The sequence below is a fragment of the Herbaspirillum chlorophenolicum genome (assembly GCF_001189955.1).
Classification (GTDB): domain Bacteria; phylum Pseudomonadota; class Gammaproteobacteria; order Burkholderiales; family Burkholderiaceae_D; genus Herbaspirillum; species Herbaspirillum chlorophenolicum.
In genome coordinates, this window is the sequence record NZ_LFLT01000031.1 from 1 (window position 1) to 25458 (window position 25458).

Consider the following 25458-nt stretch of genomic DNA (forward strand, 5'->3'; position numbering starts at 1 on the left):
GCCATCGAGAATATTCAACGTACCGGTACCCAAGAAACCCACATAGATATTATTTTCGGCAGCCCAAGTTGAGGCCCTGCCGCTGGCATCGCGCCCTGAAACCGTAACCGTACCGGTACCCGGCCCAGAGCCGCTATCATTGCCAATAAGGCCTTGGTCGCTGCGCACCAAGCCACCGCCATTGATGAGCACGGTACCCGTGCCGGAGTAACCGACTGAAATTGGAAAGGAACTGGTCCAGGTCGAAGGATTTCCAAGGGCGTCGCCACCAGAAACAGTAATCACCCCAGTACCACCATTACTCCCGACAAAGCCGAACTCATTGCTCACCGTAGCCCCACCTGTGAGCGTCAGCGTGCCGCCGGCGCCATCGCCGACAGTGAGATCGCCGCCAACTACCCAGACCGGCGTCGACGCTGGGCCTGGACTTAAAACACCGGTACTGCTCACCGATTGCGCACTTGCAGTCGGTATATCGTAGGTCGCGCAGACAAGTCCGAAAATCGCCGTCTGTAGAAACAGGAAACGGCGAAAACGGACAATATGGTTCGCTACAGTTCCGAGGCATTTCTCGATACATGGATCATTGCCGGAATAGCCTTTGTTTGGAGCAGCACCGGGCGTGTGAATATGAGAATCCCGCCGATGCCATACAGAACCTCGTGCGCTAACAGGGCCAAATTTTTTAGCCATTTCTTCCCCCTCCCCCATCAAGTATCGTTATTGAGGCAAGATATCTTGACGCTTGCCTGCTATGTGATTACATCATCTTCCCCAGCGCCATGCAGGCTACGCATCGGTAGAGCCCTTTGTTCTTCGAGCGTATAGCGTGCCGTTCTTGGGCTGCATCGTCAACCGACGGCTCTCTACGTACCTGGCTGCTCCAGGCATGCATGCATCACTTCAGCCAGCCATTCGCTGAAGACCTGCACGCGCCTGGACAAGTGGCGCCGGTGCGGGTAGACGATTTGTACCGGCATTGACGGCGCCGGCCAGTCCATCAGCACCTCTACCAGTTCACCGCTCTCCAGGTGTTCTTTCACGTCGAATGCCGGAATCTGGATCAATCCCAGGCCTGCCAGGCAGCAAGCGATATAGGTTTCGGCGTTGTTGGCCGATACCCGTGCCGGCATCGCCAGTGACTGAAGCCGGCCGTCCTCCAGCCATTCCCAAGGCGCGGCACGCCCGCTGCTGGGCGAGGCGTAGTTGACGGCCATGTGGCCAGAAAGATCCGCCGGCGTCGCTAGCGCGCCTTGACGCGCAAGATAAGCCGGACTCGCGCAGTTGATCAACCGTAGCGTGCCGAGCGGCCGCGCCACCAGGCTGCTGGCTTCGAGCTCTCCCACGCGCAGCGCACAGTCGATTCCTTCGAGCACCAGATCGATGGCGCGGTCACTGGAGCCAAGGTCGACCTCGATGCCTGGATATCGGGCAAAGAATTCGGGCAGCGCCGGCGCCACCTGTCTGCGCGCAATGCGGCTGGGCAGGTCCACTCGCAATCGCCCCTGCAGGGCCTGGCCTGACGGCCGGAACTGCTGCTCCAGTTCCTCGCTGTCGGCGACCAGAACCATGGCGCGTTCCAACAGCGTCTCGCCATCCAAGGTCAGGCTCACCCTGCGGGTCGTGCGACTGAACAACCGAGTGCCGAGCCTGCTCTCCAACTGCTGGACCGCCAGCGAGACCGTCGGCCGCGGCAAGCCGAGTTGATTAGCCGCAACGGAAAAACCGCCGCTTTGGGCCACCCGGATGAAGATGCGCAACTGGTCAATCCGGTCCATGAAGGCGTCATCCTATTGGTAATAATTTCTGTCTAGTCTATATCGAAATAACGGATTTATTCAGATGACAACCTCAAATACAGTAACGGAACCCCTTAACTTGAGCAGGAGTTCTTCATGTCCAAACACAGCATCCAAGGCAAAATCGTCCTGATCGCCGGCGGCGCCAAGAACCTGGGCGGCCTGATCGCCCGAGACCTCGCCGCGCATGGCGCCAAGGCAGTCGTCATCCACTACAACAGCATGAGCAGCAAGGCTGATGCGGACAAAACCGTCGCGGCTATTGAGCAGGCCGGCGCCAAAGCCGTTGCGCTGCAGGCCGACCTCACCAGCGCGGGTGCCGTAGAGAAGCTGTTCGCCGATACCGTCGCGGCCGTAGGCCGCCCCGACATCGCTATCAACACCGTGGGCAAGGTGCTCAAGAAGCCGATGGCCGATGTCAGCGAAGCCGAATACGACGAGATGGCCGCCGTCAATAGCAAGTCGGCGTTCTTCTTCCTCAAGGAAGCGGGCAGGCACGTCAACGACAATGGCAAGATCGTGACGCTGGTCACTTCGCTGCTGGGCGCCTTCCCCCCGTTCTACGCAACCTACGCCGGCTCCAAGGCACCGGTCGAGCATTTCACTCGCGCAGCGGCCAAGGAACTGGGGGAGCGCGGCATTTCGGTGACGGCTGTCGGCCCCGGTCCGATGGACACCCCGTTTTTCTACCCGGCAGAGGGGGCCGACGCCGTGGCCTATCACAAGACCGCCGCGGCGCTGTCGCCCTTCTCCAAGACCGGCCTGACCGACATCGAGGATGTGGTGCCCTTCATTCGCCACCTGGTCAGCGACGGCTGGTGGATCACCGGCCAGACCGTTCTGATCAACGGCGGCTACACCACCAAGTAAGCCGCGATCCCGTTTCATGTCGACGCGGGTCTGCATCCCTGGCCCAGCGTCGATAGACACCGGATGAAATCTGGAAAATGACGTCGAACTCGGTCCGGTAATTTGGGGAATTATTTCTATATTGAGAGTTTTCTCATATCAATACCCTCCCTCGATACTTAAAATGGCTCCATTGCTTGAAGCCAAGCACCGATTTGACCATTTTGAGTATCCAGATCATGAACAAGACAATTGCAATCTCGGCTCTGGCGGCATCCCTGTTGGCCTCTTTCGCGGTTCATGCTGCCGACACCACCGAACTGACGGTACAAGGCGCAATCAAGCCCGCCGCCTGCATCCCGACCTTTTCCGGCGGCGGCGTTGTCGACTACGGCGTCATTCCGGCCAGCTCCTTGCCGGCTGGTCAATACAAAAAGCTCGAGACAAGGCAAATCAGCATGAATATTTCCTGCAACAGCGTGACAAAGATTGCTATTCGCTTAACTGACAATCGCGCTTCGTCCCGTATTGCAGGTATTGTCAGCGACGTCCGTTCCGATGCGTACAACTATGGATTGGGTACCGTCAATGGCAAAAACGTAGGTGGTTATTCGCTGAAGCTTGGTCCAACAACAACGGATCGCAGCGAAACAATACACAATTTTTACTCTTGGAATAATGGTAGAACCTGGCAACCAGGGGCTTTCTATCTGCAACACGTGGACCATATTTTCTCCTTCGGCCACTACGACAGAAATTATGGCCTCCAAGCTTTGGGCTTCACTGTGTTGAATACAACTATCGATGTAGCAACCACATTGAACAAGCCGGAAAACCTGCCTCTGGCACAAGATGTGCCGCTGGACGGTTCAGCTACGCTGGAAATGCTCTACTTATGATTTTTTCATGAATAAATGACGTTTTTTCTTGACGCAGATTTGTATGTGGAACTAACATTCGCTCACCGAAAAAACATGGAGTTGATCTTGGACAGTTGCAGTAGTGACTTACGTACTTGGGGAATGACCCCAGCCAATATCGCCTGAGCTCCGCAGTTCTCTTCTTGCTGCAGCCGCGACCTTGGCTGTAGCGCTTGTCTTCAACGACATTCGTCGTCCCTCCCCCATCTTTGTTTGTTCCATTGCGTGATCCACGCACGGTTCGGCTGAGCACGCCTTTTATCTGGCAGGCCGGTTGTTCTGATTGCGCGGTTGCTGTCGCTTTGCGAAGTTTTTCGCAAAGGCGGGTCCATTCTTTGCCTATCGGTGCCGTTTCCGAGATGCCGCTCCCGGCATCCGGTGCGGATGGTTGGAAAATGCCGGCTTGCTGGCGGCAATTTCCTTAATTGGCAACGATGTTTCTTATCGAGAGAACCGCTATGAAAAAATCCAAGTTCTTCCATCTGGCCGCCACAGCGCAACCGGCTACCCAGCCCTCCAACTGGAAATTTGGCTGGTCGGCATCATCCGTGAATGCGCAAATTGAAGGCCGTCGCAGTTTGTCCCAGCATCCTGGAACCGGCAACACCGGCGTCTACGGCGTGTTGGTAGTGAAACCGTCTTCCGGCTGGTAAGCAGGACAGCAGCAAATTCGCATCTGGCGTGCCGATTCAGGCAATCACCCAGTGTGCGTCGATTCACTTATCGATGGAGTCCTTTCGTGGGCACTAACTCAGACTGTTGTAGTTGTTGGAAATCACTTCTGATGCTGTAACAGCAAGATCCGTCAAGAATTCTCTTGCCGTCATCTTGCTGCGAGCAGATGGCGGTATCACTGCAGGCCCACTCTCGCGGCCTTCGGTTTTCCTCCTGGTGTGATTGATGGCATCCCCGCCTCGCGGGGATGCCTGACCGACTTTCCCCATACATAGCCGCCCCATCGTCCGGCTGCCCCCGTATCGTCGGAGGGCAAGGAGTTCGTAGACGCGCTCCGCGAATTCAAAAAAATTACAAAGTACCGTTGAGGAATCACATGATCGATATTGCAAGCCTGCTCCGGCAAGGAGCCGGAAACCTCTGGCTGCTCATCCCCTGCACCATTCTCCTGGGCGCGCTGCACCGCCTGGAACCCGCGCATTCGAAAACCATGATGACCACGTTCATCGAGGCCATGCGCGGCATGGTCTCGCGGGCGATGCTGCTGGGGAGCTCTGCACTGTTTTCTCATACCGCCGTGGCAAGGCTGGCGGTCTTGACTGGCATGTACTTCGGCAGCGGCTGGAGTTCAGAGTCGCCTGCACCCTACGTCCAGATCGCCTTCGGCGCGTTGCTCATCGGCGTGGTGCTTTGGCTGGCATGGCGGGCTTGGCAGCGCCCCCGCAAAAAGGCCCAAAGCCGTCGCCATCACAGCCATGAGACCAAATGGATCGATACCGGCCACGGCATGCTGAGCGTCGATATCGTCGAAGACAATGTGCCGCCGCGCTTCAGGCTGTCAGGCGAAAACGGCCAGCATTGCTGGCCTTCCGACGGCATGGAAATACGCACGATTCGTCCGAACGGCGCCAGGCAAACCTTCAAGTTCGTCGACCGGGGCGATTTTCTGGAGTCGATCGATGAAATTCCGGAGCCGCATGCATTCATGGCACGGGTGCTCTTGTCTCACGACGGCCACCGGCATGCCTACAATATCCACTATGAAGAACATCACTTTCATCATGCCAATGATGGACCGGACGCATCCGATTCTTGAAACTCCGAATCCGAAAACGGCTGCTGGCCCAAAGCAGGTCGCCCGGACTACCAGCATTTAATATTGTTATGTCTGAAATACTGATTCGTATCTGGTCTGCCTAATCCGTCCGCAACATACTGTCCTGGAATCAAACCGGCCACCAGCGAATGATCGCTGCGCCACCAACCAGGAATAGACAATGAACGAGCAGGCGAAAAAAACAGGCATCGGGTCGACAGAAACACCAGCAACCGATCCACGACGCTGGCTTGCCCTCCTGGTATTGCTGCTGGGGGCATTCCTGCCGCCGCTGGACTTCACCGTAGTCAATCTCGCGCTGCCAACAATCCGGCAGGATCTCGGCGCCACATCGAGTGCCGTGCAGTTCGTTATCTCTGCCTACGCAGCCACCTATGCGGTGTTTCTCATTACAGGGGGACGATTGGGCGACTTGTTCGGCCGGCGTCTGATGTTCATGACCGGTGTGGCGGGCTTCACGCTTGCGTCCGTGCTATGCGGAACGGCATGGTCGCCCAATGCATTGATCGCCGGACGCATTCTGCAGGGGCTCACGGCAACTGCGATGGCGCCTCAGGTTCTTGCGTCGATCCGTATTTTATTTCCGGCGTCCGAGCAAGGCCGTGCCCTCGCGCTGTACGGCGCGACCTTTGGCCTGGCCAACATTTTTGGTCAGATATTAGGGGGCGTGCTGGTTTCAGCCCATCCCTTCGGCCTCGCGTGGCAAGCAATCTTTCTCATCAACGTGCCGATCGGCCTCGCCGCTTTCATCGGCAGCCTGTTTTTTCTCGACAACTCGCGGGCGCAACAAACGCAGAAACTTGATGTGGGCGGCGTCGCGCTGCTGTCCCTCACGCTGGGCCTGCTCGTCTATCCGCTGGTCGAAGGACGCGAGAACGGATGGCCGCTTTGGATTATCGCCATGCTTGCCGGGTCCCCTGTCGCATTGATCGCGTTCATCCGTTTCGAGAAATGGCTTGCGGCCCATGCCGGCTCGCCGCTTGTGGAGCTCTCACTGTTTCGCAACAGCAGATTCGTCATGGGGATCGTGATGGCCATGGCGTTCTACATGCAATCGTCTTTCTTCCTGACCTTTTCTGTCTGGCTGCAAAGCGGCGTAGGCATGACGCCATTCAACGCCGGCATGGCAACATTACCCTACGTCGTCGGCGGCTTCGTCGCATCCCTGATGTCATCCCATCTCATGCAGCGGCTTGGCGCACGTGCGCTGACATTGGGCTTCGCGCTTCAGGTCGTTGGATTTGGAATTGTGATGCTCGCTGCCAGCAAGGCAGCGTCAGGCGGGCTGCATATCGGTCTCGCTTGCGCGGGGCTTGGCTGGGGCATTGTGGTGCCTTCCGTCATCAAGGCAGTCATCGGCAGCGTTGATCAACGCCATGCGGGTCTCGCGTCGGGGGTGGTGATTTCCAGCTTGCAGATTGGCGCCGCTCTCGGTGTCGCGATGATTGGCGGCGTTTTTTACAACGCACTTGGAGTCAGCCAGGATCTCGAGGCTTATACCCACGCGTTCATCTTGGCCCTTGGCTGCAATGTGGCACTTCTCGCATTGGCCGGCGTGCTGTCATTGCTGCTGTCCAACCAAGGATCGCTCACCTCGTTACCTGTCTCAGCAACCGAATCCTAGAACCAGGAGCCAGATAGATCGGCGTATTGAGGCCGATCCATCTGGCGCCATGTAACGGGCGACTTAATGCTGAGCGTGATTCTGTGCTTGTTTGGCGACGAGCTTCATCGCCTGGCGGTCACCGTTCTGTGCTTCTTTTGCCGTTTGTGCTGCAGTCTCAGTAGCCTCGGCCAATGCAGCTTTGCCGGCGGCGCTGATTGTCACCGTGTCGGTTTTGGCAGGGACAGTAGTCGAGGAAGGTGTTGTGGCGCCATCCTGGCGAATGGCTTGTGACGATTTGGATGCCGCTGCAGCAGTGGCGTCTTGAGTTTCCGTTGCTGCGGATCGTGATGCGATTGCGTTGACGTTCATTACTTCCCCCTGAAAAGAACTCCATTGTTGGATAGGACCGCTTCAGCAAAGAGCCCTGCAGGCACCGTTCGATAAAAGCGAAATGGCCTGGAGCTCCTACGGTATAACGCTACGCGCGCAAACTTAGGGGAGCCTTAGGGAGATGACACTGCAACAGATTATTCGAACCTGTTGCAGTTTGAGCAACTCATGCAGCCTGCGCCTCGGCCGCCAGTTCCGGCGCCAGGCCCGCGGCAGCGATCAGCGCACGGGTATAAGGGTGGCGCGGCGCGCCCAGCACCTCCTCCGTCCGGCCGTGTTCGACAATCGCGCCGTTCTTCATCACGATGACCTCATGCGCCATCGCGTGAATCACATCCATGTCGTGGGTAATCAGGAAGTAACTGAGGCCATGCTCCTTTTGCAAGGTCTGCAACAACGTAAGCACCTGCTTCTGAATGGTAACGTCAAGCGCGCTGGTCGGCTCATCGAGCACCAGCACGTCGGGGCGAGTGATCAGTGCGCGCGCGATGGCGATGCGCTGGCGCTGGCCACCCGAGAATTCATGCGGATGCCGCTCCAGCAAGCCCGGAAACTGTTCTTCGTCCAGCCCGACAGCCGCCAGCATCTCCAATATCCGCTGGTTATGCTGGCCGGCGTCGAGGTCGGGCTCATGGAAGGCCAGCGCTTCGCCGACGATACGCCGCACGGTCAGGCGCGGACTCAAGGAGGCATAAGGATCCTGGAATACCACCTGGATGCGGCGCCGCAGTGCCTTCTGCGCCCCAAAGCCGGCGGCCTTGGCGGCCCCCCAGTTGGAGCCGCATACCGTCATTTCGCCCTTGGCCTGCAACAGCCCAAGCACCGCCTGCGCCAGGGTGGATTTGCCCGAACCCGATTCGCCGATGATGCCCAGTGTGCGGCCCGGCGCAAGCTCGAATGAGACGTCGCGCACGGCGTTGAAGTAACGCTGGCGGAACAGTTCGCGCAGGGAGCTGGCGGGGACGCGGTAATCGACTTGCACCTGCCGTGCGCGCAAGACCTTGTTCTTTTCAACGCCGTTTCCATTGTCCTCGATCAGCGCGCGCACTGGCCTGCTGTCCAGCAACTTGCGGGTGTATGGATGCTGCGGATGGTGCAACACCCGGCTGACGGGCCCCTGCTCCACTACCCGCCCATGCTGCAGCACCACCACGCGATCGGCGAAGCGGCGCACCAGGTTGAGGTCATGGGTGATCATCAGCACGGCCATGCCGCGGGATTTCTGCAACTGGTCCAGCAAGTCGAGGATCTGCAACCGCAAACCGACATCGAGCGCAGTCGTCGGCTCGTCCGCGATCAGCAAGCGCGGCTCGCTGGCCAGCGCCATGGCGATCATCGCGCGCTGGCGCTGGCCGCCGGACAGTTGGTGCGGATAAGCGCGGGCGCGGCGCTGCGGCTCAGGAATTTCTGTCTCGGCCAAGCGTTCGACCGCCTTCGCCCAGGCGCTGCGCGCATCCAGGCCATGCTTGACGCGATACACCTCGGCGATCTGTTCTCCCACGGTATAGAGCGGGTTGAGCGCCGTCATGGGCTCCTGGAAGATGACGGCGACGCCGCGCCCACGCACCGCCACCAGATCCCGTTCGGGCAGGCGGGCCAGGTCTACGCCGTCGAAACTGATTCCACCGGACAAGGTGGCGCCGGGGATCAGCTTGAGCGTGCTCAGTGCGATGACGCTCTTGCCGGAACCGGATTCGCCGACCAGGGCCAGCTTTTCGCCCGGTTTAACGTCGAAGGAAACGCCATGCACCACCTGCTTGGCGCCGAAGTGGATATTGAGACTGTCGATCTTGAGCAAAGAATGTGGTGCAGTGGACATGAACGTCTTTCGGACACTGGCGGCCAGGCCGCCATAGGGAAATGGAAGTACCGGGTCAGATGCGCGCACAGGATTGGCGCAAAACCAGTTCCGTCGGCACCTGGATGCTGCTGAAATGCCAGTCATTGCGCCGCTCCAGGCGTTGCAGCAATAACAGCGCCGCTTCACGTCCCAGCTCATAAGCGGAGTAGCGAATCACCGTCACTGCCGGCTGCACCAGTTCGGCCAGCTCGCTGTCGTTGGTCGTGATCAGGGACAGGTCTTGCGGGATGCGCACACCGCGCGCGCGGCAAGCCGACAGCACTCCGCGCAACAGATGCCGCCCCAGTGCGAGGATCGCGGTAGGCGGTTCGGGCAGCGACAGCAGTATCTGCGTCTGGCGCAGGCCGAAGGCATCTTCCGCAATGCGCTCGTCGATGCGCAGCAGGCTGGGAGACGGCGTCAGGCCGCGCTCGCGATAGGCATCGGTGAAGCCGCGCAGGCGGTCGCGGCCAACGCGGTTATGGCGTCCGCCGGAAACCAGGGCGATACGCTGATGACCCAGGTCCAGCAGGTGGCGCGTGGCCGACAAGGTGCCTTCGTAATGATTGGCGGTGACGGCGCCGGCGGTCGCCACACTCACATCGCGCTCCAGCATGACCACCGGGAAGCGTGCCCGCGCCAAACTGTCGAGCACCTCCGCATGGCTTTCATCGGTGATGGTGAAGATCAGGCCATCGGCCTGGCGTTGGCCGAACAGCTCGATCAGGCTGCACTCCTGTTCCGGCCGGTCATTGCTGCTGCCGACGATCAACAGGTAGCCGGCCTGGGTGAGCACATCTTCAGCGCCCTTGATCATCGAGGCGTACAGCGGGTTTTCCAGGTCAGAGAAAATGAAACCTATCATGCGCGATGCCTGGCCGCGCATGTTCTGCGCCACCGTGCTGGGCTTCCAGCCGAGAATGCCGATGGCTTCCCTCACCTTGGCGCGTACCGCCGGACTGACGTTGGGTATCTCATTGACCACGCGCGACACCGTGCCGATCGACACGCCGGCCAGTTGCGCCACTTCGCGTACCGTCGGCCGGCCGCGTTCTTCAGCGGCATGGGGGATCATCAGGGAGTCGTCGGAAAGGGACATATCAGGTGGGAGAAGCGGCTTTACGATTGCCATCAGCAGCGTTATCGCGAAAGCCGAAAAATTAAGTTTTTGTGAAACGTTTCATATCCTGCCACAGCCTGAAATGCGAAGACAAGCTGGCTTTCCGAATTAGCAAATTACATTAATTGCGCGAAGTTTCTTATTTTTAGAGTGAATTAGCTTATTCATATAAACAACTAGCCTCCAGGCCGCGCCACCGGGCGATTCCAGCCTAAGCATGTCAACCGCATAAGCAAGTATGTAAACATTAGTTTTTTGCCACCTGATGAATCGTTATCATCCGCCCCATCACGTCCACCACGATGGACTTTCATGGAGCAAAAAGATGTCGATTCGCGTGCCACGCCGCCACCTCCTCAACCCTCTCATCGCCCTGCCGCTGATCGGCAGCCTGTTATTCCTGTTGCCGCTGCAAGGCCAGGCCCAAGCCCAAGCCAAGTATGGCGGCACTCTGCAAGCCATCGTGCAGCCCGAACCGCCGGTACTCACCAATGCTTTCAACACCAGCTTCCCCATTGGCGTGGTCGCGACCAATGTGTTCGACGGCCTGATCACTTTCGATGAACAACAGCGGCCGCAACCCAGCCTGGCCACCAGCTGGAACATCTCCGACGATGGAAAGACCGTCACTTTCAAATTGCGCCAGGGCATGAAATGGCATGACGGCCAGGAGTTCACATCCGCCGACGTGCAGTTCAGCGCGCTGGAAATCTGGAAGAAGATCCATCCGCGCGGGCGCAACACCTTCGCCGCGATCCAGGCGGTAGACACGCCGGACAAATACACCGCGGTGTTCCGCCTGTCGCATCCTTCTCTGGTGATCTTCAGCTCACTCAATGCCAACGAGGGCCAGATACTGCCGCGCCATCTGTACCAGGGCACCGATATCCTGAAGAACCCGTACAACCTCAAGCCGGTCGGCACCGGCCCCTTCCGTTTCAAGGAATGGCAAAAGGGCCAGTACATCGTGCTCGAGCGCAATCCGGATTACTGGGATACCGGCAAGCCCTATCTCGACCGCCTGGTCTTTCGCGTGATTCCCGATGCCAGTTCGCGTGCGGCGGCACTGGAAACGGGCGATGCCCAATACGCGCCGTTCGACCAGGTCCCGCTGTCGGATGTGAAGCGCATCGCCGCCCTCCCCAACCTCGCAGTCAGCCTGGATGGCTATGCCTGGCAGTCGGCGTTCGTGTTCCTGGAATTCAACCTGCGCAATCCCATCCTGCAAAACCTCAAGGTGCGCCAGGCGATCGCCCATGCAATCGATAAGCAGGCGCTGATCAATACAGTCTGGTATGGCCTGGGCAAGCCCGCCACCGGGCCGATCCCATCCAGCCTGAAGGCCTTCTATACCGTCGACGGCGTACCGCAATACAACTTCGATGTGGCCAAGGCCGAGAAGCTGCTCGATGAGGCCGGCTATCCGCGCAAGGCCGACGGCGTGCGCTTCAGACTGCGCCAGGAGTACCAGAACTTCCATGAAGCCTTCAAGAACAATGCCGAATTCATCCGCCAGGCCTTGAAGCGCGTGGGCATTGAAGTTGACATCCGCAACCGCGATATCGCCGGCCACCTGAAGGCGGTCTATACCGACCACGATTTCGATATCAACACCGGACGCTGGGTACCGACGCTGGACCCGGAGGTGGGCAGCTTCCGCCATTACTGGACCAAGTCCATCGCACCGGGTGTGGCCTGGACCAACGCCTCCGGCTATTCCAACCCCAAGTTCGACAAGCTGATCGAATCCATCCAGGTCGAACCCAATGCCAAGAAGCGCGCCGAGCTGTTCCATCAATTCCAGCGCCTGGCGGAAACCGATCTGCCGGTGATCCCGTTGATCGAGCAGGCCAACTTCACTGTTTACAACAAAGCCGTGCACGGGCTGGGCAAAGCGCCTGACGCCGCGCTGTCGTCGCTGAAAAATGTCTGGCTGGACCGCTGACTCCAATACTGAAAAAGAAGGGCTCCAAATCATGGCGAAAGAACTCGAAGGCCGCGTGGCCCTGGTCACCGGCGGCAGCAAGGGAATAGGACTGGCGGTAGCGCGCCGCTTTGCGCAGGAAGGCGCCCGCGTAGGCATCGTCTCGCGTTCGCAAGACAATGTGGATGCCGCCCGCCGCAGCCTGGCCGCCGAAGGGCTGGAAGTCTACGGCCTGGCTGCTGACCTGCTGGATGTGGCCGAGAGCGAGTCCGCAATCGATACCCTGGAAAACGCCCTGGGTCCGATCGACCTGCTGGTCAACAGCGCCGGCGCCGCCAAACGCCACGAACCGGAAAACCTGACGCCGGCGTTGTGGCAACAGACTTTCGATGCCAAGTTCTATCCCAGCCTGCATGTGCAGCACTTCGTGTTGCAACGCCTGGCCGCGCGGGCTGCAGGCCGCCGCTCGGCCGATGAGGAAATCGGCGCCATCGTCAATATCATCGGCACCGGCGGCAAACAGCCCACCAGCACCCACCTGGCCGGCGGCGCCGCCAACGCCGCGCTGATGCTGGCTACCGTCGGCCTGGCTTCGCACTACGCGGCGCTAGGCATCCGCATCAATGGCATCAATCCGGGATTCACCCTGACCGGGCGCATCGAGCAGGCGCTCCAGCTCGAGTCCGAACGGCGCGGCATCAGCCGCGAACAGGCGCTGGCCGAAGGCCAGTCGGCCATCCCGCTGGGCCGCTATGGGCGCCCGGAAGAAGTTGCCGAAGTGGCGCTGTTCCTGGCCAGCCCGCGGGCCAGCTACGTGGTCGGGGCCATCGTCCCCGTGCATGGCGGCGCCGGCCCCGTGATCTGAATTCCCTTCCGTACAAGGCGCTCCAATGTCTTCATCGCTTATCCACTATATCGGCCGGCGCTTGCTCCAACTGATACCGATCGTGCTGCTGATCGTGCTGGCCACCTATGTGCTGCTGCGTCTGGCGCCGGGCGACATGGCCGATGTCATGGCCGGCGAATCCGGTTCGGCCACGCCGGAATACATGGCCGAGCTGCGCAGCCAGTTCAACCTGAACCTGCCTGCCAGCACCGTCTTCATCAATTACCTGCGCAACCTGCTGCACCTCGACCTCGGCTACTCCTTCCGCCACGGCATGCCGGTAGCCGACCTGATCGCCACGCGCGTAGGCCCTACCCTGCTGCTCATGCTCAGCAGCATCCTGATCGCCGCCCTGGGCGGCATTACGCTGGGCGTATTGTCGGCGCGCTATCGCGGCAGTTGGCTGGACGAGGTGATTTCGGCGTTTTCCACGATCGGTTTCGCCACGCCGGTGTTCTGGGCCGGCCTGGTGCTGATCGTGGTGTTCTCGATCCACCTGCGCTGGCTGCCGTCGGCGGGCATGAGCAGCATTGGCGGGCCGCCGGCTACCAGCCTCGAAGGTTTGCTGGAACGGGGCAAGCACTTGATATTGCCGGCCTCGACGCTGGCCTTCTTCTACCTCTCGATCTATGTGCGCATCACCCGCTCGGCGATGCTGGAAGTGTATGGCCTGGACTTCGTGCGCACCGCGCGCGCCAAGGGCTTGTCGGAGCTGCGCGTATCGCTGCGCCATGTGCTGCGCAATGCGCTGCTGCCGGTGGTCACCTTGACCGGCCTGCAACTGGCTTCGCTGCTGGGCGGCTCGATCGTTACCGAAACCATCTTCTCCTGGCCCGGCCTGGGCCGGCTGGCCTTCGACGCGGTGTTCCAGCGTGACATCAACCTGCTGCTGGGCGTGTTCCTGTTCAGTTCGCTGCTGGTGGTACTGATGAACCTGATGGTCGACATCCTCTATGCATTTCTCGATCCGCGCATCGCCGGAGGCCGCACATGAGCCTGCCAATGAACCGGCTGCAACGCCTGGTGCGCCCGCTGGGCGGCTCCCGGCCCTTGCTGGTGGGCGCACTGATCCTGGGTGTGATGCTGGCAGCGGCGTTGCTGGCCAACTGGCTGTATCCGCGCGACCCGCTCGATATCGTGGCCGCGGCCAACTTGTGGCCCGGCACGCCCGGGCATTTCCTCGGTACCGACATGATGGGGCGCGACATGGCCTCCGGCTTGGTGCACTCGGCCGGCGTATCGCTGGCGGTGGGATTCTTTGCCGCGCTGTTGTCGGTCACCATCGGTATCGCCGTCGGCGTGGTCGCAGGTTACTGCGGCGGCTGGGCCGATGATGCGCTGATGCGCGCCACCGAGATGTTCCAGACCTTGCCCAGTTTTTTGTTCTCGATCGTACTGGTGGTGATCCTGGAGCCCTCCATCGCCAGCATCATCTTCGCCATCGGCGTCACCGCCTGGCCCCAGATCGCCCGCCTGGTGCGTGCCGAGGCTATGCGGGTGCGCAATGCAGAATATGTGACGGCGGCCCGCACCATCGGCTTGCCGGGGCGCCGCATCATCCTGCGGCATGTCTTGCCCAACAGCCTGGCGCCGGTAGTGGTGGCGACCTCGGTCCTGATGGCCAACGCCATCCTGACCGAAGCCTCGCTGTCCTTCCTCGGCTTGGGCGACCCCAGCGTGATTTCCTGGGGCAGCATGATCGGGATGGGCCGTTCGACCCTGCGTACCGCCTGGTACATGACAGCCCTGCCCGGTGCGGCGATCTTCATCACCGTGATCAGCTTCATGTTGCTGGGCAATGGCTTGAACGACTATTTCAATCCGCGCCTGAAAAAACAATCCGCCAGGTGATCCGGCGTCCAATCCATCCCATCCCGATGACCATCACAGACACCGAACTCCCCAGCCGCGCCCGGTCCGTGCGCGAGGATTTGGCCGCAGCCCATCGGCTGGCGGTCTGGCATGACCTGACCGAAGGTATCTACAACCACCTGACCGCCGCCGTGCCGGGCCACGACGATCGCTTCTATGTGCCGCCGTTCGGCCTGCACTGGAGCGAAGTGCGCGCCAGCGAACTGCTGACCGTCGGTTTCGACGGACGGATACTGGAGGGCGATGGCATTCTGCAGCGTTCCGCCTACTGCATCCACGCTCCCATCCACGCCGCGAACCCGAAGCATGCGGTGGTACTGCACACCCACATGGCGTACACCAGCGCGCTGGTGAGGCTGGAAGACCAACGCCTGCAGCCGCTGGGCCAGACCGAGGCGCTGCTTATCGACCAGATCGCCTATGACGAGCATTACGACGGTTTGGCGCGAGAGCGCACCGAAGGCGAACGGCTGGCCAAGGTGCTGGGCGACAAGACCATCCTGTTCATGGCGCATCACGGCGTGCTGGTGACCGGGCGCACCGTGGCCGAAGCCTACGATCGCCTGTATTCGCTGGAGCGCTATGCCCGCGTGCACATCCACGCGCTCTGGACCGGCCGCCCCACCCGCTCGCTGACGCCGGCCCAGGTGGCCAAGGTGCAGGATCAAATCCACCATACCGCCTTGCACAATGGCGGCAACGGGGCCGGCAAGCCGGCCTGCGAGCTGCATTTTGAAGCGCTGCGCCGCCTGCTCGACAAACGCGAACCGGACTATAAATCATGAGCCATCAGGAACGCAGCGCGGACTTGCTGTCCGCCGCCCATCGCCTGGCCGGCGAGTTCGCGCAAGACGCAGCGCGGCGCGATGCCGGGCGCGAGCTACCGCATGCCGAAATCCAGGCCCTGGCCCGCCACGGCATCCTGGCCGCCCGTGTGCCCCGTGAGTTCGGCGGGATCGACTTGCCCATTACCGAATTGACCGGCATTTACGTGGCGCTGGGCAAGGCCGATCCGAATATCGCCCAAGCCATCCAGCCGCATGCCTGCGGCGTCGAGAAGATCCGCCTGTATGGCACGCCGGCGCAGCAGCGCCGCTATTTCGCCCTGCTGCACGAGGGCGCCATGATCACCAATGCCTCGGCCGAGAAAGGCGGCGGCACGGTGGGCGATATCCGCGTACTGCTGTCGCGCCAGTCCGAAACCGGCGGCTGGCGGCTCGATGGCGACAAGCATTACTGCACCGGCAGCCTGTTCGCCAGCCATTTCTATGCGCTGGTGCGGCGTGATGACGGCGGCCGCAGCATCGCCCTGTTGCCGCGCGAGCGCGAAGGCGTGGCCGTCCTCGACGACTGGGACGGTATGGGCCAGCGCACCACTGCGAGCGGCACCGTGCGCTTCCGGCAGGTGGTGGTGGCCGATGACGAGCACATGCCCTTGCCGCCATCCGGCACGGTGCGAACCCACGAAGGCGCCTTCGCGCAGATCCTGCATGCGGCCATCGACGTCGGCATCGCCCTGGCCGCGTTCGAAGACGCCGCACACTATGGCCGCGAACGCGCCCGGCCGGTACCCGAAGCCGGTGTCGCGCGGGCCAGCGACGATCCGTATGTCCAGCATGCCGTCGGCGAGATGGCGATGCTGGCGCACGGCGCCCAGGCGTTGCTGGAACGCGCCGCGCGCACGCTGGACGCGGTAGCGGCCAAGGCCGTGGCGGGCCAGGCCAACGAAACCGAACTCGGCATGGCATCAGTGGCCGTGGCCGAAGCCAAGATGGCCGCCAACGATGCCGCGCTACGCGTCAGTGAAATGCTCTATCGCGTCGGCGGCGCCGGCGCGACCCTGCGCGGCCTGAACCTGGATCGCCACTGGCGCAATGCCCGCACCCATACCACCCACGATCCGGTGGCCTACAAGGCCAAGGCCGTGGGGGATTACTACCTCAACGGCAACCTGCCGCCCATTACTTCAAAAATCTGAACGCCAAGCCACCATGACCGATACGACACGTCCCCTGTCGTCGCTGCCCGCCACCAGCCCGCTCGGGCAGGCGCTGACGCAACCCCTGCTGCTGGGCCTGTTCCTGCCCATCCATAACGGCGGCTGGAGCATGTCCAGCCTGCCGCGCGGCACCGACTGGAGTTTTGACTACAATGCCGCGCTCACGCGCCAGGCCGAGCAGCTCGGCTTCGAACTGGCATTCGGCCCGGCGCACTGGCTGGGCAAGGGCGGCTTCGGCGGCGAAACCCGCTACCGCGAAACCTCGCTGGACGCCTTCATCGCCACCAGCGCGCTGGCCGCCATCACCAGCCGCATCCTGCTGATCTCCACCATCCACATCCTGTACGGGCCGTGGCATCCGCTGCACCTGGCCAAGTTCGGCGCCACCCTGGACCACATCGCCAAGGGCCGCTGGGGCTTGAACATCGTCACCGGTTTCCGCAAGGACGAATGGGCCATGTTCGGCCAGCAGCAGATCGCGCATGACGAGCGCTACCAGATCGCCAACGAATTCGTCGACGTGCTCGGCGCGTTATGGTCCAGCACGGACAACCTCGACTATGAAGGCAGCCGCTGGCAGTTGCAGCAGGCCTTCGTCAGCCCCAAGCCGCAGCATGGCCGCCCGATCCTGGTCAGCGCCACCAGTTCGGCGGCCGGCATCGCCAGCGCGGTACGCCATTCGGACCTGATTTTCATCACCAGCCCGGTGGGTGCGCGCTTCGAAAAGGCCATCGCCGCGCTGCCGGAACTCAACGCACGGGTCAAGCGCGAAGCCGCCGCCGTCGGGCGCGATGTCCGCACGCTGATCAATCCCATGATTATCTGCCGCGATACCGAGCGCGAGGCGCGCGAAGCCTACCAGGCCATCCTCGATCGCGCCGACCATGGCGCGGTGGAAGGTTTCTTCCACTCGCACGCCACCGGCGACAGCCAATCCTGGCGCGGCCATGAGCGCGATGAGCGCACCGTGGGCGGCAACATCCAATTGATTGGCACGCCCGAGCAGATCGTCGACCAGTTGCTCCAGCTCAAGGCCGCGGGCTGCGACGGCATCCAGATCTGCTTCTTCGACTACGAGCCCGAACTGGCCTATTTCGGCCAGCGTGTCATCCCGCTGCTGGAACAGGCCGGCCTGCGCCATCCGGTAGCGCGTGTTCCCGCCTCCCCTTACGCTTCCCTCGCCGCCTGACACTATGACCCAGACTCCCGTTATCTCCGCGTTACCTATTTCTTCACCCACCCTGGCCGCCTGGCTGCGCGATGGCGAAGAGATCGCCCTGATCGATATCGGCGAAGCCGGCCAGTTCGGCGAAAGCCATCTGCTGCTGGCGGCCAATCTTCCGTTCAGCCGCTTCGAACTGGATCTGCCGCACCGGGTGCCGCGCCTGGACACCCGGCTGGTGCTGGTCTCCGGCGACGGCGTGCTGGCCCAGGTCGCCGCTGCTGCGGCCCTGTCATCGGGTTATCGCACGGTGTACTGGCTGGAAGGCGGCACCGAGGCTTGGCATGCGCATGGCTTCAAGACCTTCCAGGGCGTCAATGTACCCAGCAAGGCATTTTCCGAATTCGTCGAAAAGGCCTATCACACCGGCGATATCGAGGCACAGGAACTGGCCGCTCGCCAGCGTGCGGGCGACGACCTGGTGTTGCTGGATTCCCGCACCCAGGAAGAGCATCGGCGCTTCCATGTCCCCGGTGCGATCAGTTGCCCGGGCAGTGAAATCGTCACCCGCTTCGCCGACATCGTGCCCTCGCCCGACACCCTGGTGGTGGTCACTTGCGCCGGCCGTACCCGCGGCATCATCGGCGCCCAAAGCCTGATCGATGCCGGCGTACCCAACCGCGTGCTGGCGCTGGCCGGCGGCACCCAAGGCTGGCGCCTGGCAGGACTGGAGCTGGAACGCCAGCCGGCCCGGGAAAGCGCTCCGGCGTCTGCCAATGCCCAGGCCGTTGCGCGCAGCCGCGCGGCCGCGCTGGAACAGCGGGAGTCCCTGCCGCGCATCGACCTCGTCACATTGCGCCAATGGCAAGCCGACCAGCGCCGCACCACGTTCATCTTCGATATCCGCACCCGCGCCGAACATGAACACAGTCACTGGCCCGGCGCCATTTGGGTACAAGGCGTGCAGTTGATCCAGTGCCTCGATGAATGGGTCGCGGTGCGCAATGCCCATGTGGTGCTGATCGACACCGATGGCAGCCGCGCCGCCATCACCGCCCATTGGCTGCAGCGGCTGGGTGTGCAGGTCGCGCTGTTCGCGCCCCCGGCCGACGCGCCTGAAACCATCGCCGCCGCGCCCTTGGCCGCACCGGCACGCCGCTGGGAACAGATCGCCGCGTTGAGCGCAGAGGCTGCACGGCAATGGGTGCAAGGCGGTGCGCTGGTGCTGGATGCCGGCAGTAGCGAGCGCTATGGGCAAGTACGCCCGCAAGGCGCGTTGTGGAGCAACCGGTCCGCACTGGGTCCGGCGCTGCTGGCGCGCGCGGCCGCCGCAAGCCAAGTGGTGGTATCAGGCGACGATGATGGCGTGGCGCGCCTGTTGGCGCTGTCCCTGCTGCAACGTCTGGCCGACGGCCATCCGGCGTTGCAGATAGCGGTACTGCCGGGCGGACTGGACGGCTGGCAGGCGGCGGGCCTGCCGCTTGACGATACCCCCGCCTTGCCGGCCGACAGCGAGCGCATCGACTACCTGTTCTGGCTGCATGACCGCCATGCCGGCAATGCCGAAGCCAGTGCGGCCTACCTGCAATGGGAAGCCGACCTGCCGGAGCTGGTGGGAGATGCCTCGGAAGCAGGATACCGCTTGTAACGGCCAGTTGGCCATTCCCCAAGAACGCCTGGGTGACCAACTGAACCCGGCATACGAATAACCGATACACAACAGCACAATGACCGCCTTCCCTGAAAAACTATTGCAGCGCATCGCCGACGGTGCCGCCCAACGCGATGCGCAGCGCGAGCAGCCGTTCGCCCTGATCAATGAAATCAAGGCCACCGGCTTCGGTGCGCGCCGCCTGGCTGCCGAACATGGCGGCGGCGGCGCCAGCCTCACGGAAACTTTCGACGCCGCCATCACCCTGGCCGAAGCCGACCCCAACATCGCGCATATCTGGCGCAACCACCATGTCGCGCTCGAGCGCATCCTCAACACGCCATCAGGCCATCCGGCGGTGGTGCGGCTGCGTGACCGCGTGCTGGCGGGCGACATGATCGGCGCGGCCAACACCGAACTGGGCCAGGCCCAGATCGGCGGCGGCGGTCCGTTCGCCAGCAGGCTGGTGCGCGAAGGCAGCGGCTACGTGCTCAATGGCAAGAAGTTTTATTCCACCGGTTCGCTGTTTTCTGATTGGCTCTACATCCCGGTGTCATTGGAAGACGGCACCCGCGTAATCGCCATCGCGCCCAAGGGCCGTGCCGGCCTGGACACTGTCGATGACTGGTTCGGCATGGGACAGCGCCTGACCGGCAGCGGCACCACCTTGCTGGACAATGTGCGCATAGAGGCCGACGAAGTCTTGCTGCCGGCCGACATTCCCGGCAAGCAGACCGTGTTCGGCTCGACTATCGCGCAGTTGTTCCTGACGGCCGTGATTGCCGGCGTGGTCTCGGCCGTCGCCCGCGACGCCGCCGAATTGCTGGGCAAGCGCAAGCGCAACTTCTACTACGCGCCGACCTCGGTGGGAGCGCAAGATCCGCTGCTGCTGTCTGCCTTGGGCGAACGCGAGGCCGATGCCTTCGCGGTGCGCGCCATCGTGCTGGCTGCCGCACGTGTGGCCGACGCCACCTATGCCGCGCTGCAGCGCCAGGATGCCGATATCGACACGCATCTGCAAGCCGCCGCAAGGGCCGCCGCCAAGGCCAAGATCACGGTCGACCGTATTGCCCATCACGCCGCAACCGCCTTGTTCGACATCGCCGGCGCCTCGGCTACCCTGGCGCACCTGAACCTGGATCGCCACTGGCGCAACATCCGTACCATCTCCACCCACAACCACACTGCGCACAAGTCCTATGCATTGGGCAACCTGAGCGTCAACGAAGTACCGCTGCCGACCCAGGGATTCTTCTGAGACCTTGAACAAGTGCTAATGGCATCGCAATGAAAAACGCCTGGCGGAAATACGCCGGGCGTTTTTCATTGCCTCTTGTGGAACGACACGACAACCAAGACCGTGATTGCCTCTCTATTTGCGTCATCATCCGGGGACTAAGGTAGAGCTAAGTTTTGATGCCTAACATCAGAAAAATAGCGGGAACAGGTACGGTCTTTTTTCTACGACCGGAAGCCGCCTCCGACGAAACCGAAAAGTCGGAACCCAGGTCGGCTGTGTCAGGCACAATGAGCGGAATTCTTGCTTGACTGCTTGATCCGGCCATTTCAGAAATGGACAGTGTGCCACTCAATTTCAGGAATCATCGTGAATAGAACCGCTTATCATCCCAGCTCCGTCATACTTCACTGGCTGATCTTCATTCTCTTCGTCATCGCGCTTGCCACAATTGAATATCGTGGTGAAGTTCCCAAGGGCGAGCCGCTGCGCGATGTACTGCAAATGATTCACATGCATGCAGGCCAACTGGTATTGATATTGGTTATATTGCGGTTGCTGGCACGCCAATTATTTGGCGTGCCGCCTGCGCTTCCGATGCCGCCGCTGCAACGCATGCTGGCGCATGGCGTTCATTTTCTCTTGTATGTCGTGATGATCGGCCTGCCGCTATCCGGAATACTTTTCACCCAGGCCGGCGGCAAGGATGTTGTGTTTTTTGGCATGACGCTGCCAGGCATCATCGGCCAAAATCCGGCAATCCGTGGCCCGGTCAAAGATCTGCATGAATTGATGGGGAATGCCGTGTATTTTCTGGTGGGCATGCATATCGCCGGCGCGCTATGGCACCAGTATGCGGAAAAGAAGCCGATTCTTCGGCGCATGATGCTGGGCAAGACGGATGACTGATCAGGGCGCCAACTAACGCAAGCCCAGCCGCCGGGCCAACCGGCTCAGGTTGGCCCGGTCCAACCCCAGTTCGCGTGCGGTAGCCGCAAGATTGTTGGCATTGCGTTCCAGGCTGTCGGCGACCAGCTTACGCTCGTAGTCTTCCACGGCATCGCGCAGGTTCATGATGGGGCCGGACGGATCACCGGGCTGGTCCTCATCCTCCGTGCGTTCTGCCACGGCAGTGGCGCCATCTGCCTTCAAATCAAGCTCGCTGGCGCCTAGCGTAAGGATGGCCGGACGCGACTTGTGCGCAGCCAATGCACGCAATGCGCTGCGGCCGACCAGATGTTCCAGCTCGCGGATGTTGCCGGGCCAGGCGTAGCCGAGCAAGGCGCGCTGTGCATCGGCGGACAGGCGCAGGCTGGATAGCCCGAGCCGCGCCCGGTTCTGTTCGAGGAAGTAGCCGGCGAGCAGCAGCACATCGCGCCCGCGTTCACGCAGCGGCGGCACGCGGATCGGAAATACGCTCAGGCGATGATAGAAGTCGGCGCGAAAACGCCCTCGCTTCACCTCGTCGGCCAGGTCACGGTTGGTGGCGGCAATCAGCCGCACATCCACGCGATGTTCGCGATCCGACCCGACCCGTTGCAGCTGGCCGCTTTGCAGCACCCGCAGCAGCTTGGCCTGTACCGTCAATGGCAATTCGCCCACCTCGTCCAGGAACAGCGTACCGCCGTCGGCCATTTCGAACTTGCCGCGGCGGTCGGCCACCGCGCCGGAAAAGGCGCCGCGCACGTGGCCGAACAATTCGCTCTCGACCAGCGTATCGGGCAATGCCGCGCAGTTGAGGCTGATCATGGGCTTGTGTGCGCGCGGCGAAGCGGCATGCAGGGCATGTGCCACCAATTCCTTGCCCACGCCGGTCTCGCCGGTCACCAGTACCGCCATGTCGCTGGGCGCGGCCATGCGGATCTCCTGCACCAATTGCAGATGTGCCGGACTCTGGCCGATCAGCTCGCGCTTGCCCTGGCTTTCTTCCAGCCCCAGCCGGTAAGCCTCGGCACGCTGGCGCTCCTGCTCGCCGGTGGCCGATAAATTGTCGATGCGTTCGGCCACATTCACGGTGGCGGCGGCAAGGTCGGCAAAGGCTTGCAGCGAAGCCATGTCGACACTGTCGAAGCGCCCTGCGCCCAATGCATCCAGCGTCACCAATCCCCACGGCCGGCCGTTGACGTTGAGCGCGCAGCCCATGCAGTCGTGTACTTCCAGTTGGCCGGAATGGATGTCATTGAGCCCGTCGACCAGGCCGTCATAGGGGTCCGGCAGCGGCGAATCGGCCGGGAAGCGCGTCGGCGCCCCATTGGCCAGCAGCACGCCGAAGCGCGGATGCTCACCCACGCGAAAGCGCCGGCCCAGCGTATCGCGCGAGAGGCCATCGATGGCCAGCGGCACCAGCACCTCGCCATCCAGGCGCAAGAGCGCGGTAGCGTCGCAAGGAAACAGTGTGCGCATGGCTTCCAGCAGGCGCCGGTAACGTTCGCGCTCGTCCATCTCGCGCGACAGATCGGCGACTAGCGGCAACAAGGCATCGAGCAAGGCTTTTGAAGTCATTTTGACTCTAACTGATGAATATTAAGGTCATTTTGACACGGTTTGTTTGACACGTACAATCGCCAAGTCATTGATTCATAAGGACGATGCCATTGGCACGGTATTTGAGATAGGGAAGGCAGAACCGGCGCTCCGGATTTTTCACTCCCTCCAGAAAGGCGAACCATGCTTACCGATGCTCAACTTGCCATCGTCAAATCCACCGTCCCATTGCTGGAAAGCGGCGGCGAGGCACTGACCACGCACTTCTACAAGATGCTCATGCGCGACTATCCGCAAGTGCATCCGTTGTTCAACCGCGCCCACCAGGCCAGCGGCGACCAGCCGCGCGCACTGGCCAACGGCGTGCTGATGTATGCGCGCCATATCGATCGCCTGGAAGCGCTGGGCCCGCTGGCCGCGCAAATCATCAACAAGCACGTGGCAGTACAGGTCATGCCCGAGCACTATCCGATGGTGGGCGACTGCCTGCTGCGCGCCATCCGCGAAGTGCTGGGCGCCGAGATCGCCACCGATGCCGTGATCGACGCCTGGGGCGCGGCCTATGGCCAGTTGGCCGACATCCTGATCGGCGCCGAGAAGCAGCAATACGACGCCAAGGCCAACGCTCCCGGCGGCTGGCGCGGCGCGCGCAATTTCATCGTGGCGCGCAAGGTTGCCGAGAGCGATGAGATCACCTCTTTCTATTTCCGCCCGCAGGATGGCGGCGCCCTGCTCGACTTCGATCCCGGCCAGTACATCGGCCTGCGCATCGTCATCGACGGCGAGGAGCAGCGCCGCCAGTATTCGCTGTCGGCGCCGTTGAATGTGCCGGGCGAGCCGCCGCAATACCGCATCAGCGTCAAGCGCGAAGCCGGCGGCAAGGTCTCGCGCCACCTGCACGACGAAGTGCAGGAAGGTTCGGTGGTCGAACTGTTCCCGCCCTCGGGCAATTTCTCGCTGGCTGCCGGCGACAAGCCGCTGGTGCTGATCAGCGGCGGCGTCGGCATCACGCCCATGCTGACCATGCTCAATGCTGCCCTGCAAAGCGGCCGCGCCGTGCACTTCATCCATGCCGCGCGCGATGGCGGCGTGCATGCTTTCCGGGAACACGTCGACGCGCTGGCCGAGCGCCATCCGCAACTGCGCCGCTTCTTCTGCTACGAGCGCACACGCGCCGGCGACCGCCAGCCCGATGCCACCGGCATGATCAACCGCGAGCTGCTGCAGCGCTGGATGCCGGCCGGCGCCGACGTCGATGCTTATTTCGTCGGCCCCAAACCTTTCATGAAGGCGATCAAGCGCTACCTGCGCGAGATCGGCGTACCCGAGGCGCAAAGCCGCTATGAGTTCTTCGGTCCGGCTGCCGCGCTGGACTGAATGGCGAATTCAACAGGGGCGGCGAAGATAATTGAAGCACTGCACAATCGCAGGTAGAATCGCTGCAGTCTCCATTTCGCCCCACCGCCCTTCCATCCTTTGCCCGCATGAAAAAGCTGCTCACGGCCTTGTTGCTTTCGATTACGCTGATCCAGCTTTGCTGGGCGGCGGTCGGGCCGTACAGCGAACATGCTGCAACGCTGGTGCAACATGCCGGCCACCACCAATTGCAATCGCAAGCGGATGGACAGGGCAATGCCGTGCCGGCAGGCAAGAAAACCGACACCAAGGATGTGGCGAATTTTTGCAGCAGCTGCGAAATGCAGGCCGGCAGCCTGGGTTACCCCGCTGTGACCTCCCAACGCTTCGTGCGTGCGGAATCGCCGGCGCCGGCCGGTTTCACCATCTCGTTTTCCTCCCACATTCCGGAGCATCCGGAAAAGCCCGACTGGCCAGCCGCGCATTCGCGCGGCGTTGCGGCCCGGTTCTGATTTCCCTCGTTCATCTTTCCTGAGCACTTCTGCCTGACGGCAATGCCGTCGGCTGTCAG

General features: G+C 61.8%; 22 protein-coding genes and 1 pseudogene. 17 read left to right on the forward strand and 6 right to left on the reverse strand.

Going from position 1 to position 25458, the window contains the following annotated elements:
• Window positions 1-693 (reverse strand): annotated as a pseudogene (locus AKL28_RS24000) (hypothetical protein); the annotation flags it as partial.
• 173 nt (window positions 694-866) lie between these two features.
• The gene (locus tag AKL28_RS17225) at window positions 867-1778 is read right to left on the reverse strand and encodes a LysR family transcriptional regulator (RefSeq protein ID WP_050469387.1); all 912 of its coding nucleotides are present in this window, start codon (window positions 1776-1778) and stop codon (window positions 867-869) included.
• Between the two features lie 117 nt (window positions 1779-1895).
• On the opposite strand from AKL28_RS17225, the gene AKL28_RS17230 reads away from it, so the two are divergent.
• The 5 genes from AKL28_RS17230 (at window position 1896) to AKL28_RS17250 (ending at window position 6984) form a co-directional block, all read left to right on the forward strand.
• A complete protein-coding gene (locus tag AKL28_RS17230) occupies window positions 1896-2669 on the forward strand; it encodes an SDR family oxidoreductase (protein WP_050469388.1) in 774 nt (257 codons plus the stop codon).
• 218 nt (window positions 2670-2887) lie between these two features.
• On the forward strand, window positions 2888-3547 hold the full coding sequence (locus AKL28_RS17235) for a DUF1120 domain-containing protein (protein ID WP_156226384.1): 660 nt from the start codon (window positions 2888-2890) through the stop codon (window positions 3545-3547).
• A gap of 479 nt (window positions 3548-4026) precedes the next feature.
• On the forward strand, window positions 4027-4221 hold the full coding sequence (locus AKL28_RS17240) for a hypothetical protein (protein ID WP_050469390.1): 195 nt from the start codon (window positions 4027-4029) through the stop codon (window positions 4219-4221).
• 398 nt (window positions 4222-4619) lie between these two features.
• Window positions 4620-5339 (forward strand): HoxN/HupN/NixA family nickel/cobalt transporter, encoded by a 720-nt coding sequence (locus AKL28_RS17245; protein WP_050469391.1) that lies wholly within the window; start codon window positions 4620-4622, stop codon window positions 5337-5339.
• A gap of 181 nt (window positions 5340-5520) precedes the next feature.
• A complete protein-coding gene (locus tag AKL28_RS17250; RefSeq protein WP_050469392.1) occupies window positions 5521-6984 on the forward strand; it encodes an MFS transporter in 1464 nt (487 codons plus the stop codon).
• A gap of 63 nt (window positions 6985-7047) precedes the next feature.
• Here AKL28_RS17250 and AKL28_RS24545 read toward each other — a convergent pair whose 3' ends face one another.
• The 3 genes from AKL28_RS24545 to AKL28_RS17260 form a co-directional block, all read right to left on the reverse strand.
• Complete coding sequence (locus AKL28_RS24545; RefSeq protein ID WP_061286716.1) at window positions 7048-7335, reverse strand: hypothetical protein; 288 nt, start codon at window positions 7333-7335, stop codon at window positions 7048-7050.
• A gap of 187 nt (window positions 7336-7522) precedes the next feature.
• Window positions 7523-9175 carry an ABC transporter ATP-binding protein gene (locus AKL28_RS17255; RefSeq protein WP_050469393.1) on the reverse strand — a complete coding sequence of 551 codons (1653 nt, stop codon included), beginning with the start codon at window positions 9173-9175 and terminating at the stop codon, window positions 7523-7525.
• A gap of 55 nt (window positions 9176-9230) precedes the next feature.
• On the reverse strand, window positions 9231-10295 hold the full coding sequence (locus tag AKL28_RS17260; protein WP_050469394.1) for a LacI family DNA-binding transcriptional regulator: 1065 nt from the start codon (window positions 10293-10295) through the stop codon (window positions 9231-9233).
• Window positions 10296-10641: 346 nt separating this feature from the next.
• Between AKL28_RS17260 and AKL28_RS17265 the strand changes: the two genes are divergently transcribed.
• The 10 genes from AKL28_RS17265 (at window position 10642) to AKL28_RS17310 (ending at window position 21956) form a co-directional block, all read left to right on the forward strand.
• Window positions 10642-12261, forward strand: a complete 1620-nt coding sequence (locus AKL28_RS17265) for an ABC transporter substrate-binding protein (protein ID WP_050469395.1) — start codon at window positions 10642-10644, stop codon at window positions 12259-12261.
• A 31-nt stretch (window positions 12262-12292) separates the two neighbouring features.
• A complete protein-coding gene (locus AKL28_RS17270; RefSeq protein WP_050469420.1) occupies window positions 12293-13105 on the forward strand; it encodes an SDR family NAD(P)-dependent oxidoreductase in 813 nt (270 codons plus the stop codon).
• Between the two features lie 25 nt (window positions 13106-13130).
• Window positions 13131-14120 (forward strand): ABC transporter permease, encoded by a 990-nt coding sequence (locus tag AKL28_RS17275; RefSeq protein ID WP_050469396.1) that lies wholly within the window; start codon window positions 13131-13133, stop codon window positions 14118-14120.
• A complete protein-coding gene (locus AKL28_RS17280) occupies window positions 14117-14977 on the forward strand; it encodes an ABC transporter permease (protein WP_082221555.1) in 861 nt (286 codons plus the stop codon). Before AKL28_RS17275 ends, AKL28_RS17280 begins: the two co-directional genes overlap by 4 nt.
• A 26-nt stretch (window positions 14978-15003) precedes the next feature.
• A complete protein-coding gene (locus AKL28_RS17285; protein ID WP_050469398.1) occupies window positions 15004-15783 on the forward strand; it encodes a class II aldolase/adducin family protein in 780 nt (259 codons plus the stop codon).
• Complete coding sequence (locus tag AKL28_RS17290; RefSeq protein ID WP_050469399.1) at window positions 15780-16976, forward strand: acyl-CoA dehydrogenase family protein; 1197 nt, start codon at window positions 15780-15782, stop codon at window positions 16974-16976. Before AKL28_RS17285 ends, AKL28_RS17290 begins: the two co-directional genes overlap by 4 nt.
• A 13-nt stretch (window positions 16977-16989) precedes the next feature.
• Window positions 16990-18186 (forward strand): LLM class flavin-dependent oxidoreductase, encoded by a 1197-nt coding sequence (locus AKL28_RS17295; RefSeq protein ID WP_050469400.1) that lies wholly within the window; start codon window positions 16990-16992, stop codon window positions 18184-18186.
• A 4-nt stretch (window positions 18187-18190) separates the two neighbouring features.
• Window positions 18191-19807: a rhodanese-like domain-containing protein gene (locus tag AKL28_RS17300; protein WP_050469401.1), complete on the forward strand. Its 1617-nt coding sequence runs from the start codon at window positions 18191-18193 to the stop codon at window positions 19805-19807.
• A gap of 79 nt (window positions 19808-19886) precedes the next feature.
• The gene (locus AKL28_RS17305; protein WP_050469402.1) at window positions 19887-21068 is read left to right on the forward strand and encodes an acyl-CoA dehydrogenase family protein; all 1182 of its coding nucleotides are present in this window, start codon (window positions 19887-19889) and stop codon (window positions 21066-21068) included.
• Window positions 21069-21416: 348 nt separating this feature from the next.
• Window positions 21417-21956, forward strand: a complete 540-nt coding sequence (locus AKL28_RS17310; protein ID WP_231602471.1) for a cytochrome b — start codon at window positions 21417-21419, stop codon at window positions 21954-21956.
• 12 nt (window positions 21957-21968) lie between these two features.
• Here AKL28_RS17310 and norR read toward each other — a convergent pair whose 3' ends face one another.
• Window positions 21969-23549 carry a nitric oxide reductase transcriptional regulator NorR gene (norR, locus tag AKL28_RS17315; protein ID WP_050469404.1) on the reverse strand — a complete coding sequence of 527 codons (1581 nt, stop codon included), beginning with the start codon at window positions 23547-23549 and terminating at the stop codon, window positions 21969-21971.
• 165 nt (window positions 23550-23714) lie between these two features.
• Here norR and hmpA point away from each other — a divergent pair, with 165 nt between their 5' ends.
• Entirely contained in the window at window positions 23715-24908 is a 1194-nt protein-coding gene (hmpA, locus tag AKL28_RS17320) for an NO-inducible flavohemoprotein (protein ID WP_050469405.1), read from the forward strand.
• Window positions 24909-25015: 107 nt separating this feature from the next.
• Window positions 25016-25399 (forward strand): hypothetical protein, encoded by a 384-nt coding sequence (locus AKL28_RS17325; RefSeq protein WP_050469406.1) that lies wholly within the window; start codon window positions 25016-25018, stop codon window positions 25397-25399.
• Window positions 25400-25458 lie beyond the last annotated feature (59 nt).

Coding starts and splice junctions, on each gene's coding strand:
- AKL28_RS24545 (WP_061286716.1), bottom strand. CDS start 7,335: ATGAACGTCAACGCAATCGCATCACGATCCGCAGCAACGGAAACTCAA.
- AKL28_RS17240 (WP_050469390.1), top strand. CDS start 4,027: ATGAAAAAATCCAAGTTCTTCCATCTGGCCGCCACAGCGCAACCGGCT.
- AKL28_RS17285 (WP_050469398.1), top strand. CDS start 15,004: ATGACCATCACAGACACCGAACTCCCCAGCCGCGCCCGGTCCGTGCGC.
- AKL28_RS17245 (WP_050469391.1), top strand. CDS start 4,620: ATGATCGATATTGCAAGCCTGCTCCGGCAAGGAGCCGGAAACCTCTGG.
- AKL28_RS17300 (WP_050469401.1), top strand. CDS start 18,191: ATGACCCAGACTCCCGTTATCTCCGCGTTACCTATTTCTTCACCCACC.
- AKL28_RS17325 (WP_050469406.1), top strand. CDS start 25,016: ATGAAAAAGCTGCTCACGGCCTTGTTGCTTTCGATTACGCTGATCCAG.
- AKL28_RS17230 (WP_050469388.1), top strand. CDS start 1,896: ATGTCCAAACACAGCATCCAAGGCAAAATCGTCCTGATCGCCGGCGGC.
- norR (WP_050469404.1), bottom strand. CDS start 23,549: ATGACTTCAAAAGCCTTGCTCGATGCCTTGTTGCCGCTAGTCGCCGAT.
- AKL28_RS17255 (WP_050469393.1), bottom strand. CDS start 9,175: ATGTCCACTGCACCACATTCTTTGCTCAAGATCGACAGTCTCAATATC.
- AKL28_RS17265 (WP_050469395.1), top strand. CDS start 10,642: ATGTCGATTCGCGTGCCACGCCGCCACCTCCTCAACCCTCTCATCGCC.
- AKL28_RS17295 (WP_050469400.1), top strand. CDS start 16,990: ATGACCGATACGACACGTCCCCTGTCGTCGCTGCCCGCCACCAGCCCG.
- AKL28_RS17260 (WP_050469394.1), bottom strand. CDS start 10,295: ATGTCCCTTTCCGACGACTCCCTGATGATCCCCCATGCCGCTGAAGAA.
- hmpA (WP_050469405.1), top strand. CDS start 23,715: ATGCTTACCGATGCTCAACTTGCCATCGTCAAATCCACCGTCCCATTG.
- AKL28_RS17235 (WP_156226384.1), top strand. CDS start 2,888: ATGAACAAGACAATTGCAATCTCGGCTCTGGCGGCATCCCTGTTGGCC.
- AKL28_RS17275 (WP_050469396.1), top strand. CDS start 13,131: ATGTCTTCATCGCTTATCCACTATATCGGCCGGCGCTTGCTCCAACTG.
- AKL28_RS17270 (WP_050469420.1), top strand. CDS start 12,293: ATGGCGAAAGAACTCGAAGGCCGCGTGGCCCTGGTCACCGGCGGCAGC.
- AKL28_RS17290 (WP_050469399.1), top strand. CDS start 15,780: ATGAGCCATCAGGAACGCAGCGCGGACTTGCTGTCCGCCGCCCATCGC.
- AKL28_RS17305 (WP_050469402.1), top strand. CDS start 19,887: ATGACCGCCTTCCCTGAAAAACTATTGCAGCGCATCGCCGACGGTGCC.
- AKL28_RS17225 (WP_050469387.1), bottom strand. CDS start 1,778: ATGGACCGGATTGACCAGTTGCGCATCTTCATCCGGGTGGCCCAAAGC.
- AKL28_RS17250 (WP_050469392.1), top strand. CDS start 5,521: ATGAACGAGCAGGCGAAAAAAACAGGCATCGGGTCGACAGAAACACCA.
- AKL28_RS17280 (WP_082221555.1), top strand. CDS start 14,117: ATGAGCCTGCCAATGAACCGGCTGCAACGCCTGGTGCGCCCGCTGGGC.